Source organism: Streptomyces sp. PT12, from assembly GCF_003311645.1.
In the GTDB taxonomy this organism is placed as follows: Bacteria; Actinomycetota; Actinomycetes; order Streptomycetales; family Streptomycetaceae; genus Streptomyces.
In genome coordinates, this window is sequence record NZ_QEST01000137.1 from 15,300 (window position 1) to 27,413 (window position 12,114).

13 protein-coding genes are annotated in these 12,114 nt (G+C 72.6%); 9 read left to right on the forward strand and 4 right to left on the reverse strand.

Features of this window, described 5'->3' with window-relative positions; genetic code table 11:
* The first annotated feature begins 55 nt into the window (after positions 1-55).
* On the forward strand, positions 56-742 hold the full coding sequence (locus tag DEH69_RS15570) for a FadR/GntR family transcriptional regulator (RefSeq protein WP_113687574.1): 687 nt from the start codon (positions 56-58) through the stop codon (positions 740-742).
* Between the two features lie 37 nt (positions 743-779).
* On the opposite strand, the gene fabI is transcribed toward DEH69_RS15570, so the two are convergent.
* Positions 780-1,559, reverse strand: coding sequence for an enoyl-ACP reductase FabI (gene fabI / locus DEH69_RS15575; RefSeq protein WP_113687575.1), 780 nt, complete (start codon positions 1,557-1,559; stop codon positions 780-782).
* A gap of 3 nt (positions 1,560-1,562) precedes the next feature.
* Positions 1,563-2,282 carry a 3-oxoacyl-[acyl-carrier-protein] reductase gene (gene fabG, locus DEH69_RS15580; RefSeq protein WP_113687576.1) on the reverse strand — a complete coding sequence of 240 codons (720 nt, stop codon included), beginning with the start codon at positions 2,280-2,282 and terminating at the stop codon, positions 1,563-1,565.
* 321 nt (positions 2,283-2,603) lie between these two features.
* On the opposite strand from fabG, the gene DEH69_RS15585 reads away from it, so the two are divergent.
* Both DEH69_RS15585 and DEH69_RS15590 read left to right on the forward strand, forming a co-directional pair.
* A complete protein-coding gene (locus tag DEH69_RS15585) occupies positions 2,604-4,127 on the forward strand; it encodes a TldD/PmbA family protein (RefSeq protein ID WP_113687577.1) in 1,524 nt (507 codons plus the stop codon).
* Positions 4,124-5,536 (forward strand): metallopeptidase TldD-related protein, encoded by a 1,413-nt coding sequence (locus DEH69_RS15590; RefSeq protein WP_113687578.1) that lies wholly within the window; start codon positions 4,124-4,126, stop codon positions 5,534-5,536. Before DEH69_RS15585 ends, DEH69_RS15590 begins: the two co-directional genes overlap by 4 nt.
* Positions 5,537-5,600: 64 nt before the next feature.
* On the opposite strand, the gene DEH69_RS15595 is transcribed toward DEH69_RS15590, so the two are convergent.
* The gene (locus DEH69_RS15595; protein ID WP_181727448.1) at positions 5,601-5,951 is read right to left on the reverse strand and encodes a nuclear transport factor 2 family protein; all 351 of its coding nucleotides are present in this window, start codon (positions 5,949-5,951) and stop codon (positions 5,601-5,603) included.
* 83 nt (positions 5,952-6,034) lie between these two features.
* Here DEH69_RS15595 and DEH69_RS15600 point away from each other — a divergent pair, with 83 nt between their 5' ends.
* From DEH69_RS15600 to DEH69_RS15615, 4 genes are all read left to right on the forward strand, one after another.
* Positions 6,035-6,553 carry a helix-turn-helix domain-containing protein gene (locus DEH69_RS15600; protein ID WP_113687579.1) on the forward strand — a complete coding sequence of 173 codons (519 nt, stop codon included), beginning with the start codon at positions 6,035-6,037 and terminating at the stop codon, positions 6,551-6,553.
* Between the two features lie 62 nt (positions 6,554-6,615).
* Complete coding sequence (tyrS, locus tag DEH69_RS15605) at positions 6,616-8,025, forward strand: tyrosine--tRNA ligase (protein ID WP_113687580.1); 1,410 nt, start codon at positions 6,616-6,618, stop codon at positions 8,023-8,025.
* Between the two features lie 61 nt (positions 8,026-8,086).
* Positions 8,087-8,422 (forward strand): DUF3099 domain-containing protein, encoded by a 336-nt coding sequence (locus DEH69_RS15610; RefSeq protein ID WP_113687581.1) that lies wholly within the window; start codon positions 8,087-8,089, stop codon positions 8,420-8,422.
* 204 nt (positions 8,423-8,626) lie between these two features.
* The gene (locus tag DEH69_RS15615) at positions 8,627-8,866 is read left to right on the forward strand and encodes a hypothetical protein (RefSeq protein WP_113687582.1); all 240 of its coding nucleotides are present in this window, start codon (positions 8,627-8,629) and stop codon (positions 8,864-8,866) included.
* Positions 8,867-8,909: 43 nt separating this feature from the next.
* Here DEH69_RS15615 and moaA read toward each other — a convergent pair whose 3' ends face one another.
* Positions 8,910-9,899 carry a GTP 3',8-cyclase MoaA gene (moaA, locus tag DEH69_RS15620; protein ID WP_220131275.1) on the reverse strand — a complete coding sequence of 330 codons (990 nt, stop codon included), beginning with the start codon at positions 9,897-9,899 and terminating at the stop codon, positions 8,910-8,912.
* A 174-nt stretch (positions 9,900-10,073) separates the two neighbouring features.
* On the opposite strand from moaA, the gene DEH69_RS15625 reads away from it, so the two are divergent.
* Both DEH69_RS15625 and DEH69_RS15630 read left to right on the forward strand, forming a co-directional pair.
* Positions 10,074-11,117: a DEDDh family exonuclease gene (locus tag DEH69_RS15625; RefSeq protein ID WP_113687584.1), complete on the forward strand. Its 1,044-nt coding sequence runs from the start codon at positions 10,074-10,076 to the stop codon at positions 11,115-11,117.
* A gap of 25 nt (positions 11,118-11,142) precedes the next feature.
* A complete protein-coding gene (locus tag DEH69_RS15630) occupies positions 11,143-12,021 on the forward strand; it encodes an SURF1 family protein (protein ID WP_113687585.1) in 879 nt (292 codons plus the stop codon).
* Positions 12,022-12,114: the final 93 nt, after the last annotated feature.

The following is a 12,114-nucleotide window of genomic DNA, read 5'->3' on the forward strand; positions in this document are numbered from 1 at the left end:
ATAGAATCATGGGATGAATCCCTTGCCCGAGGGGTTCGGACATCCCGGGAGAGATATGTCACTTACCGCGCCCCGACGTTCGGCGCTGGCGGATCAGGTGATCAGCCAGCTGCGCCACGAGATCACCTCGGGGGAGTGGCCGGTCGGCTCGCGCATCCCGACCGAGCCCGAGCTGGTCGAGCAGCTCGGCGTCGCGAGGAACACCGTGCGGGAGGCGATCCGGGCCCTGGCGCACAACGGGCTGCTCGACATCCGGCAGGGCTCGGGCACCTATGTGGTGGCCACGAGCGAGCTGGCCGGGGTGATGCACCGCAGGTTCGCGGACGCCGCCCCGCAGGATGTCGCCGAGATGCGCTCGACCCTCGAGGCGGGCGCGGCGCGGCTGGCCGCGCGGCGCTGCACCGCGCAGGATCTGCGGCAGTTGGAGACGCTGCTGGGGCGGCGCGAGGCGGCCTGGGCCGCAGGGGACGTGGAGCGCTTCGTCGAGGCGGACGCGACGTTCCACATGGCGGTGGTCAAGGCGTCACACAACGAGGTGCTGACCGCGCTCTACGCCGATCTGGGCACGGTGGTGCGGTCGTTCCTGCGCGACGAGGTCGGGGACGAGCTGCGCGACGAGGACTATGTCGAGCACGCGGGCCTGGTGGCGGCGATCACCGCGGCTGACGCCGAGGCCGCCGCCACCGAGGCCGGCTCGTACGCGCTGATCTGCCGGGGGCTGATCCCGCGCGCGACGGTGTGAGGGATGGGGTGACGGGCTGAGTGACGGGCGGTCCCGCTCAGGAGCCGATCATGTGGACGCCGCCGTCCACGTGCACGATCTCGCCCGTGGTCTTCGGGAACCAGTCCGACAGCAGCGCGACCACGCCGCGCGCCGCGGGCTCGGGGTCGGCCAGGTCCCAGCCGAGGGGGGCCCTGTTGTCCCAGATGTCGGCCAGCTCGTCGAAGCCGGGGATGGACTTGGCGGCCATGGACTTCAGCGGGCCCGCGGAGACCAGGTTGACCCGGATGTTGCGGTCGCCCAGGTCGCGGCCGAGATAGCGGGACGTGGCCTCGAGGGCCGCCTTGGAGACGCCCATCCAGTCGTATTTGGGCCACGCCACCTGGGCGTCGAAGTCGAGCCCGACGACCGAGCCGCCGCGGGGCTCGAGCAGCGGGAGCAGGGCCATCGTCAGAGACTTGAGGGAGAACGCCGAGACCTCGACGGCCGTGGCGACCGAATCCCAGCCGGTGTTCAGGAAGTTGCCGCCCAGGGCGTCCTGGGGCGCGAAGGCGATGGAGTGCACCACGCCGTCGAGGCCGATGCCCTCGCCCAGGTGCTCGGCGACGTTGGCGGCCAGGGAGTCGAGGTGCTCCTGGTTCTGCACGTCGAGCTCGATCACCGGCGCCTCCTTGGGCAGCCGCTGGGCGATGCGCTTCACCAGGCTCAGCCGGCCGAAGCCCGTGAGCACGACCTCGGCGCCCTCCATCTGCGCGAGCCGCGCGACGTGGAACGCGATCGAGGCGTCCGTGAGCACCCCGGTGACCAGGATGCGCTTGCCTGCGAGCAGTCCGTCCATGTGTCAGTGCCCCATGCCCAATCCGCCGTCAACCGGGATGACGGCTCCAGTGATGTACGCGGCCTCGTCCGAGGCCAGGAAGCGGACGGCCGCCGCGATCTCCGCGGGCTCGGCGTACCGGCCGAGCGGCACCTGGCCGACGATCTCGGCCTGCCGCTCCTCGGGGAGCGCCCTGGTCATGTCGGTGTCGACGAAGCCCGGGGCCACCACGTTGCACGTGATGTTGCGCGAGCCGAGCTCGCGGGCGAGGGAGCGGGCGAAGCCGACGAGGGCGGCCTTGCTCGCGGCGTAGTTGACCTGCCCAGCCGAGCCGAGGAGCCCCACGACCGAGGAGATCAGCACGACGCGGCCCGTGCGGGCGCGCAGCATGCCGCGGGCCGCGCGCTTGACCACGCGGAAGGTGCCCGTGAGGTTGGTGTCGAGGACGGCCTGGAAGTCCTCCTCGGACATCCGCAGGATCAACTGGTCGCGCGTGATCCCGGCGTTGGCCACAAGAACCTCGACGCGGCCGTGCGCGTCCTCGATCTCTTTGTATGCCTGCTCCACCTGTTCGGGGTCGGTGATGTCGCACTTCACCGCCAGGCAGCCCAGCTCGGCCAGCTCCTTCGGTGGCTCACCGGAGCGGTAGGTGATGGCGACCTGGTCGCCTGCGTCGGCGAGGGCACGAGCAATGGCCAGGCCAATCCCGCGATTTCCTCCGGTGACGAGTACCGAGCGGCTCAAGGGCCGACCCTCCTTCTGCGTCAGGTGTTCCGGACAAACCTAGCCTCCCCGCGCCGCGCCGAGGGGGGCGGGGCGCGACAGGGGCCCCGCCGGGGATCTGTTGGCCCTCCACAACGCGGCCGACGCGCCCTGGGGCGGGCGAGGCGTCGCGGCGGCGGCGAACGGGGGTGCGCCCGGCGGGTATGACCCGGGACACGCCGGGAGGTGGCGGGGCATGATCGTGCCGGGGCGACCACCACCGCCGCCGCCATCGCCGGGTCCGGCGAACGCCCAGAACAGACGAGCACCGAGGACAGATGACCGCCGAGGACAGGAGACCCCGTGCCCAGATCCATCGATGAGACGTTCCTCGCGCTACCGCTGCGCAGGCTCGCCGACGCGGCGCTGGCCAGGGCGAGGGCGCTGGGGGCCGAGCACGCGGACTTCCGCTGCGAGCGGGTGCGCAGCGCCAACTGGGTGCTGCGCGACGCCAGGCCCGCGGGATCCGCCGACACAACGGACGTGGGGTACGCGGTGCGCGTCGTCCACGGCGGGAGCTGGGGGTTCGCCGCGGGCGTCGACATGACGCCCGCTGGCGCCGCGCGCGTGGCGGGGCAGGCGGTGGCGATGGCGCGGCTGTCCGCGAAGGTCATCGCCGCCGCGGGCGCGCGGGAGCGGGTCGAGCTCGCGCCCGAGCCGTCGCACGGCGAGCGGACGTGGGTCTCGTCCTACGAGGTCAACCCCTTCGACGTCCCCGACGGCGACAAGACGGCGCTGCTCGCGGACCGGAGCGCCGGGCTGCTGGGCGCCGAGGGCGTCAGCCATGTCTCGGCGCGGCTGTGGGCGGTGCAGGAGAACAAGTTCTACGCCGACACCGCGGGCACCGTGACCACCCAGCAGCGCGTGCGGGTGCTGCCCGAGCTGACGGCGACCGCGGTGGACGCGGTCAGCGGGCGGTTCGACTCGATGCGGACGCTGGCGCCGCCCGTGGGCCGCGGCTGGGAGTATCTGACGGGCACGGGCTGGGACTGGGACGCCGAGCTGGCCGAGCTGCCGGGGCTGCTGGCCGAGAAGATGGCCGCGCCGACGGTGGAGCCGGGGCGTTACGACCTGGTGGTCGACCCGTCGAACCTCTTCCTCACCATCCACGAGTCGATCGGCCACGCCACCGAGCTGGACCGGGCGCTTGGCTACGAGGCGGCGTTCGCGGGCACGTCGTTCGCCACGTTCGACCAGCTGGGCACGCTGCGCTACGGCTCGCCGCTGATGAACGTCACGGGCGACAGGACCGTCGAGCACGGCCTGGCGACCATCGGCTACGACGACGAGGGCGTGCAGACGCAGTCCTGGGACGTGGTCAGGGACGGCGTGCTCGTGGGCTACCAGATGGACCGGAGGACCGCCGCGCTCCAGGGCTTCGAGCGGTCCAACGGCTGCGCGTTCGCCGAGTCCTCCGCGCGGGTCCCGCTCCAGCGAATGGCCAACGTCTCGCTCCAGCCCGATCCCGAGGGGCCCGACACGGCGGGGCTGATCGACCGGGTCGAGCGGGGCATCCTCGTCGTCGGCGCGGGCTCCTGGTCGATCGACATGCAGCGCTACAACTTCCAGTTCACCGGGCAGCGCTTCTTCCGCATCGAGAACGGACGGCTCGCCGGTCAGCTGCGCGACGTGGCCTACCAGGCCAACACGACGGACTTCTGGGGGTCGATGGCGGCCGTCGGCGGGCCCGAGACCTATGTGCTGGGCGGCACGTTCATGTGCGGCAAGGCCCAGCCCGAGCAGGTCGCGGCCGTCTCGCACGGCTGCCCCTCGGCCCTGTTCCGTGACATCAGCATCCTCAACACCACCCAGGAGTCGGGCAGATGAGCAGCGGAAGGCGTGGCGCCGACGCGCCGCACGAGATCGTCGAACGCGCCCTCGCGCTGTCCCGCTCGGACGGCGCCGTGGTGATCGTCGATGAGACGTCGACGGCCCATCTGCGCTGGGCGGCCAACGCGCTGACCACCAACGGCGTGACGCGCGGGCGGCGCGTGACCGTGATCGCCACGGTGAACGGCGCGGAGGGCACGGCCGCCGGCGTGGTCGGCGGGACCGCGGTGGACGCCGACGCGCTGGAGCCGCTGGTGCGCGCGGCCGAGGAGGCCGCGCGGCAGTCGCCTTCGGCCGAGGACGCGCGGCCGCTGCTCGGGGGCGCGCCCGGTGGCGATGTCACGGCCGCGCCCGACGAGACGTCGGCGGCGGCGTTCGAGGCGTTCGCGCCGGCGCTCGGGGAGACGTTCGCGCGGGCGCGTGCGGAGGGGCGTGAGCTGTTCGGCTTTGCGAACGACGAGGTGGTCTCCACCTATCTGGGCACATCGGCGGGGCTGCGGCGGCGGCACGACCAGCGCACGGGCCATGTGGAGCTCAACGCCAAGTCGCGCGACCGGCTGCGGTCGGCCTTCGTGACCGTGCCGACGGACGACTTCGCCGCCGTCGACCCCGCGGCGCTCGACGCGGACCTCGCGACGCGGCTGCGCTGGGCCGAGCGCAGGGTCGACCTGCCCGCGGGCCGTTACGAGACGCTGCTGCCGCCCACGGCGGTCGCCGACCTGATCACCTATCTGTACTGGAACGCGGACGCGCGCGACGCCCACGAGGGAAGGACCGTCTTCAGCGGCCGTGGCGGCGGGACGCGGGTGGGCGAGCGCCTCTCCTCGCTGCCCCTGACGCTGGCGAGCGACCCGGGCGCGCCAGGGGTGGCGGCCGCGCCGTTCGTGGTGGCGCACTCGTCGACGAACACGTTCGTCTCGGCGCCCTCCGTCTTCGACAACGGGCTGCCGATCGGGCGGACCGAGTGGATCTCCGACGGGGTGCTGCGGCGGCTGCTGACCACCCGGCACACCGCGGAGCTGACCGGGCTCCCGGTGGCCCCGCTCACCGACAACCTGCTGCTCGACGCGGGCGGGACGCGTTCCCTGGCCGACCTGATGGCCGACACCGGGCGCGGGCTGCTGGTCAGCACGCTGTGGTACATCCGCGAGGTGGACCCCAAGACGCTGCTGCTGACGGGGCTGACCAGGGACGGGGTCTATCTGGTCGAGGGCGGCGAGGTGGTCGGCGTGGTGAACAATTTCCGGTTCAACGAGTCACCCGTCGATCTCCTGTCCCGCGCGGCCGAGGCGGGCCGGGCCGAGGTGTGCCGCTCGCGGGAGTGGGGCGAGTACTTCCCGCGCACGTCGATGCCCGCGCTGCGGGTGCCGGAGTTCAACATGAGCTCGGTGAGCCCGGGGGTCTGAGGGCCGCAAGGGCCGGGGGCTCACGGCTCGGGGCTCGGGGCTCGGGGCTCGGGGGCTCGGGGGCTCAGGGCTCGATCGTGAGCCCCGAGATCAGCCCGCCGTCCAGCGTGAAGCGGAAGTGCAGGTCGACCTGGCCGCCGGGGAAGTCGCCCTCCAGGTGGTGGGTCGCCATCCAGCGGTCGCCGCCCTCGTGGCGGGCGCCGGTCAGCTCGGTGGTGTAGGTGTACTCCGAGGCGGCCCGGTCGAGCCAGCGCGCGATGTCGGCGCCGCCCGTGTGGACGGCGCCGTCGTCGGTCACGGTGGCGTCAGGCGTGAAGAGCGCGAGCGCCGTCGGGGTGTCCCTGACGCGGTGGGCCGCCAGGAAGCGGGGGACCGTCTCGGGCAGCTCCGCGGGGTCGATCGGGCGGCCGGTCATGGGAACTCCTCAACTGCTAAAGTGAAAGCTACTTACTTCGACCTTAGCAGTCACCTCGTCGCACCATCATCCCGGGAGGCCCCATGCCTGGCCGTGTCCGACTTGAGGATCGCGAGTGCCCGCTGTCCACGGCCGTGGCGCGGGTCGGCGAGTGGTGGACGCTGCTGATCCTGCACGACGCGTTCGACGGCTACACGCGCTTCGATCAGTTCCAGGCGAACCTGGGCATATCGTCCAGCATGCTGACCACGCGGCTGAAGTCCCTGGTCGCCGAGGGGATCCTGGAGCGCCGCCCCTACCGCGAGGGACCCACGCGCCACGAGTACGTCCTGACCGACCTCGGCCACTCGCTGCGCCCGGTCGTCGTGGCCCTGGCCGCCTGGGGGAACGCCAGGCTGGCCCCCGACGAGCGCAGCATGATCCTGGTGGACGCCACGACCGGCGACGAGGTCGAGCCGGTCGTCGTGGACGCCGCCACCGGGCGCAGGGTCGACGACAGCGAGGCGTTCGTCTTCGCCGCGGGGCCCGCGGCGAGCCCGGCGATGCGGGCGCGTTACCCCCGCGGCGGAGGCGGCGCGGGGCCGCGGAATCCCCGGGCCTGAGCCGAGCCGCCGACCGTAGGATGGGCCGCGTCCCAGACCCCCATCGACTTCCAGGACTCAACGTGACACGCCTCGGCGACTCCGTGCAGCGCGTCCGCGCGCTGCTGACGCGGGACCTCTCCTCCGACACCACCGTCAGGCAGCTGCTCGAGGAGACCGGCGCGCGGCGTTATCTGGACCTCGGTGACCTGTCGGCGGGCGAGCAGGCCGCGTTGATCGCCTCGCGCGCCGTCGACGTGCTGCCGTCGGCCGAGCGGCTGGCCGAGCGCATCGAGGAAGCGCGGGCCGCGGGGCGCGGGCTGCACGTCAAGCTGGGGATCGACCCGACCGCCGTGGATGTGCACCTCGGGCACGCGGTGCCGATCATCGTGCTCAGCCGGTTCCAGCGGATGGGCCACGACGTGACGCTGATCATCGGCGACATCACCGCCAAGATCGGCGACCCCACGGGCCGTTCGACCGAGCGCCCGCCGCTCACCGACGAGGACATCGCCAGGAACCTCGCCGGGTACCGCGAGCAGGTCAGGCCGTTCTTCGACTTCGAACGTGTCAGGTTCAGGCACAACAGCGAGTGGCTCGGCGAGATCGCCCTCCCCCGGCTGATCGGCATCCTGGCCCAGGTCCCGGCCTCCGCGCTGCTCCAGCGCGACGACTTCCGCACGCGCCTCGAAGGCGGGCACGGGCTGAGCATGTCCGAGCTGATCTACCCGGTGGCCATGGCGATCGACTCCGCGGAGATCGCCGCCGACGTGGAGCTCGGCGGCGTCGACCAGCTGCTCAACATGCAGATGGGCCGCCGCGTGATGGAGATCTACGGCCAGGAGCCGCAGGGCATCGTCAGCATGCCGCTCATCGAGGGCACCGACGGCTCGGGCGCCAAGATGTCCAAGTCCAAGGGGAACTACATCGGCCTCAACGCCGCCCCCGACGACGTCTACGGCAAGGTCATGTCCATCCCCGACCGGCTGATGGAGCCCTACCTGCGGGCCTGGACGGAGTGGACCGACGACGAGCTCGCGCTGGCGCTCGGCCGCCTCGCCGACTCCTCGCTGCACCCCATGGACCTCAAGAAGGTGCTCGCGGGCGAGGTCGTCACCGTGCTGCACGGCGTCGACGCGGCGATGGCGGCCAGGGCGGGGTTCACCGCGCAGTTCTCGCGCAGGAGCTTCACCGAGGTCGAGGCGCTGCCCGAGCTGTCCCTCGCCGAGCACGGCGGCGAGGGCATCGCGGCGCTGCTGACCAAGGTGCTCGGCTTCACGCCGAGCGCGTCCGCGGCCCGGCGGCTGGCCAAGCAGAACGGGCTGCGGCTCGTGCTGGAGACCGGCGAGGGCCAGAGCAGCGCCGTGCTGGCCGAGGCGGACGCGCTGCGCCCGCTGGGCGAGGTGCTGGGCGAGCGCCTGGCCGCGGCCGTCGAGCCGCCCAAGGGCATCTACCTCAAGGCCGGGCGCAGGCTCGCCCAGGTCCGGGTCTAGCCTGGTCACGAAGCCCCCGCCGCGTTCGGCGCGGCGGGGCGCGAGGCGAGGTGGTGAGGCGATGCTCAGGCGGCGGGGTGCGGCCGATGACCCCACGGTCCACCGGATCACCGGGGCCAGGCAGGGGCTCGCGGACGACGTCCGCGGGCGGCAGCGCCGTTATGTCATCTCAATGCTCGTGCGCACCGCGGCGGTGGTGCTGACGCTTCTGCTGTGGAACGTCAGCAGGCCGCTCGCCGCGGTCACCCTCGTCCTCGGCGTCGTGCTGCCGTATGTGGCCGTCGTGGTGGCGAACGCGGGCCGCGAGAACGCCCCCTCGCTGCCGTCGACGTTCCTCGCCGAGGGCGCCACGCGGTCGCTTCCGCTCGCGAACGAGGATCCTCACAAGCGGAGTTGACGCCTCCGATCTGGGAAGCTCGATAAATCCTCAGCTCAATTGGGCCGTTCCCCTGCGCCGATCGGTGCATTGCATGTCATACTTCAAGGGCGCTCCGTATCCCCCGTCGGAGCGACGATCCGACGCCGGGCGGCTCCCCCCGTGGCTGCCCGGCGTCGTTTCTTGTGTTGCGGCGATGTTCTGGCGATTTCTTGAGGGTGTTGTATGGATTCCGTGTCGAACGAATCCGCCGCCGCTCCCCTGATCTGCTCGGCCAAGGGCTGCCGCGAGGCGGCCCGGTGGGTGCTGGCCTGGAACAACCCCAAGCTGCACACCCCCGAGCGCCGCAAGACGTGGCTGGCGTGTGAGGAGCACCGGGAGTATCTGTCGCGATTCCTCGGGGTGCGGGGCTTTCTCAAGGACGTGGTGCCGCTGGCCGAATGGCGGTCGGCGCCGGAGGGGTAGGCGCTGTCCCAGGGCCTCCTCCCTGGGCCTCGGGGCCGCGCGGTCAGCCGCCGATCGCGGACATCGGGCGCCGCGGCTGAAGGAACTCGGGGTCGTCGATGCCCGAGCCCGCCTTCTTGCCCCACATCGCCGCCCGCCAGCGCTCGGCCAGCTCCTCGTCGTCCGCGCCCGAGCGCAGCGCCCCGCGCAGGTCCGACTCCTCGCGCGCGAACAGGCAGTTGCGCACCTGCCCGTCGGCCGTCAGGCGGGTGCGGTCGCACGCGCGGCAGAACGGGCGGGTGACCGACGCGATGACGCCCACCCGGTGGGGCCCGCCGTCCACGAGCCACCGCTCGGCGGGCGCCGAGCCCCGGCGTTCGGCCCGCTCGGGGGTGAGCGCGAAGCGCGTCCGCAGCGACGCCAGGATCTGCTCGGCGGTGATCATGCGCTCGCGGTCCCAGCCGTGCTGGGCGTCGAGCGGCATCTGCTCGATGAAGCGCAGCTCATACCCGTGCTCGATGGCCCACGCGAGCAGCCCGGGGGCCTCCGTGTCGTTGAGCCCGGGCATCAGCACGGCGTTGACCTTGACCGGCGTCAGCCCCGCCTCGCGCGCGGCCTCAAGGCCGCGCAGCACGTCGCCGAGGCGACGGCGCCTGGTGATCCGCTCGAAGACATCGGGGTCGGTGCTGTCGAGCGAGACATTGACCCGGTCGAGGCCCGCCTCGCGCAGCGGCGCGGCGAGCCGGGCGAGGCCGATGCCGTTGGTCGTCAGGGACAGCCGGGGGCGCGGGGTCAGCGCGGCACAGCGCGCGACGATGCCCGTGAGCCCCCTGCGCAGCAACGGCTCTCCCCCGGTGAACCGCACCTCGGTCACGCCAAGCCGGGTCACGGCGACGCCGACGAGGCGGACGATCTCGTCGTCCGTGAGCAGCTCGGGCTTGTCCAGCCAGGCCAGCCCCTCTTCCGGCATGCAGTAGGTGCAGCGGAGATTGCACCTGTCGGTCAGCGAGACCCGCAGATCGGTCGCGGCCCTGCCATAGGTGTCGAGCAGCATATTTCGCAGGGTACGGCACACGTGTGACGAATGACCCCGTTCGCGCCCGCGCATCCGCGCCCTCCCGATCCCCCCCGGATCTCCTCCCGGATCCTCCCGTGGGCCGTTCGACGGGCCGTCAACTCCGGACGCCGGTACGGGCGCTGTCGGAAGCTGGCCGTATCCTCGGGGACCATGCTCGAGAACCACCAGACGACCTTGGCCGGAATTCCCGACCAGCAGTCAGCAGGCGTTCCCTGGCCGCCGTCGTATCCGACCGGGTACGCCGTGGTGGACGTCGAGACCACCGGGCTGCGCCGGGAGGACCGCATCGTGTCCGCCGCGGTCTACCGGCTCACGGCGGAGGGCGAGGTGGAGGACCACTGGTACTCGCCGGTGAACCCCCAGCGCGACCCGGGGCCCGTGCACATCCACGGGCTCACGGCGGCGATGCTCGCGGACGCGCCGCTCTTCGCCGACGTGGCGGGGGAGTTCGCGAAGCGGCTCGCAGGCCGCGTGCTCGTGGCGCACAACGCCGTGTTCGACTGGACCATGATCGCCAGGGAGTTCGCCCGCACGGAGCGCACCGCACCGGTCGAGCAGCGGCTGTGCACCATCGCGCTGTCCAAGGCGCTCGGGCTGCCGCTGGCGAACCACAGGCTGCAGTCGCTGGCTGCGTTCTTCGGCGTGACCCAGCGGCGGGCGCACCACGCGCTCGATGACGCGCGGGTGCTCGCCGAGGCGTTCCGGCCGAGCCTGCACCGGGCGGCGGCGAGGAAGCTGCCGCTGCCGCTGCTGGCGTGCCGCCCGCTCACCGAGTGGTCGGACCCGCCGACGGCCGCTTCACCCTCGTCGCCGTCCTCGTCGTCGGGCGCGTCATCGGCGGCGTGGCGGGGCGGCTGGCGGCAGCCGAAGCGGCGCCCCGCGTGCCCCTACCCCAACCCCGGGCGTTACGAGACGGGCGGGCGGCTCGTGCAGGGGATGCGGGTGGCGTTCTCCGGGGACACCTCGGTGGACCGCGAGCTGCTTGAGGACCAGGCGTTCGAGGCCGGGCTGCACATCGCGACCAGCGTCTCGCGCCTCACCAGCCTGCTGGTCACCAACGACCCCGACACCATGACGAGCAAGGTCGCCAAGGCGCGGGCGTACGGCACGCCGGTGCTGGACGAGGCGGCGTTCACGCAGCTGCTGCGGGATGTGGCGCCAGCGCGTGGGGCGGCCCCGACGGCGGACGACTGACCCCGTTCGGGTACGGTCGTGAGCTGTGTACCGCTTTCTGCTGTCCCGGCAGTGGGTGCTGCTCACCCTCGTCGCGCTGCTGCTGATCCCGGCCATGGTGTGGCTGGGCTTCTGGCAGCTGAACCGCCACGAGCAGCGGGTCGAGCGCAACGATCTGATCTCCGGCAGCCTCGACGCGCCCCCCGTGCCGATGGCCGAGCTGACCGGGGTCGGCGGCGCGGTCGACCCCGACGACCGGTACAGGCCCGTGACGGCGACCGGGGTGTACGACACGGAGCACGAGGTCGTGGTGCGCCAGCGCACGGACGCCGACGGCGTGGTCGGGTACCACGTGCTGACGCCGTTGGTGCAGGCGGACGGCACGGGCGTGGTCGTCAATCGCGGCTGGATCCCGGCAGGCGACGACATCACGCGCATGCCCGAGGTGCCAGAGCCGCCGTCCGGCGAGGTGACCGTGACCGGTCGGCTGATGGCCGACGAGTCCACGGGAACGACCGGCATCAGGGAGCGCTCGGGGCTGCCGGACGGCATGGTCATGATGATCAACAGCGCGGAGCGTTCCGAGGCGGCGGGGGTGCCGATGCTCGGCGGCTTCATGGAGCTGAGCGAGACGTCCCCCGCGCTCGCCGAGGCGGAGGCGGCCGAGCAGCCGGAGATGCTGCCGGAGCCCGATCACACGGGCATCGGGGCGCACTTCGCGTACGCCGTGCAGTGGTGGCTCTTCGCGGCCGGGGTGCCGGTGGGGTGGGTCCTGCTGCTGCGGCGCGAGGTGAAGGATCAGTCGCCTCCCGCGGGCTCGCCTCCCACGGGCTCGCCTCCCACGGGCTCGCCTCCCACGGGGGGTGCGGATCCGGGGCCGGTTGCCGGTGCTGCCTCCGGTGCGGTGCGGGCCGGTTCCGCGTAGATCCCCGCGGGGCCGCTTCGGTGCGGCGCGCCACGTTGCCGTCGTTCGCCGGGTGCGGACCGGCCTCCGGCCGGGGGCATGTTTCCCCACCCA

Bases quoted from the DNA above. Each gene is read 5' to 3' on its own strand.
- DEH69_RS15570 (WP_113687574.1), top strand. From the start codon at position 56: ATGTCACTTACCGCGCCCCGACGTTCGGCGCTGGCGGATCAGGTGATC.
- fabI (WP_113687575.1), bottom strand. From the start codon at position 1,559: ATGGACGGACTGCTCGCAGGCAAGCGCATCCTGGTCACCGGGGTGCTC.
- DEH69_RS15590 (WP_113687578.1), top strand. From the start codon at position 4,124: ATGAGCAGCGGAAGGCGTGGCGCCGACGCGCCGCACGAGATCGTCGAA.
- DEH69_RS15595 (WP_181727448.1), bottom strand. From the start codon at position 5,951: ATGACCGGCCGCCCGATCGACCCCGCGGAGCTGCCCGAGACGGTCCCC.
- DEH69_RS15600 (WP_113687579.1), top strand. From the start codon at position 6,035: ATGCCTGGCCGTGTCCGACTTGAGGATCGCGAGTGCCCGCTGTCCACG.
- DEH69_RS15610 (WP_113687581.1), top strand. From the start codon at position 8,087: ATGCTCAGGCGGCGGGGTGCGGCCGATGACCCCACGGTCCACCGGATC.
- DEH69_RS15615 (WP_113687582.1), top strand. From the start codon at position 8,627: ATGGATTCCGTGTCGAACGAATCCGCCGCCGCTCCCCTGATCTGCTCG.
- moaA (WP_220131275.1), bottom strand. From the start codon at position 9,899: ATGCTGCTCGACACCTATGGCAGGGCCGCGACCGATCTGCGGGTCTCG.
- DEH69_RS15625 (WP_113687584.1), top strand. From the start codon at position 10,074: ATGCTCGAGAACCACCAGACGACCTTGGCCGGAATTCCCGACCAGCAG.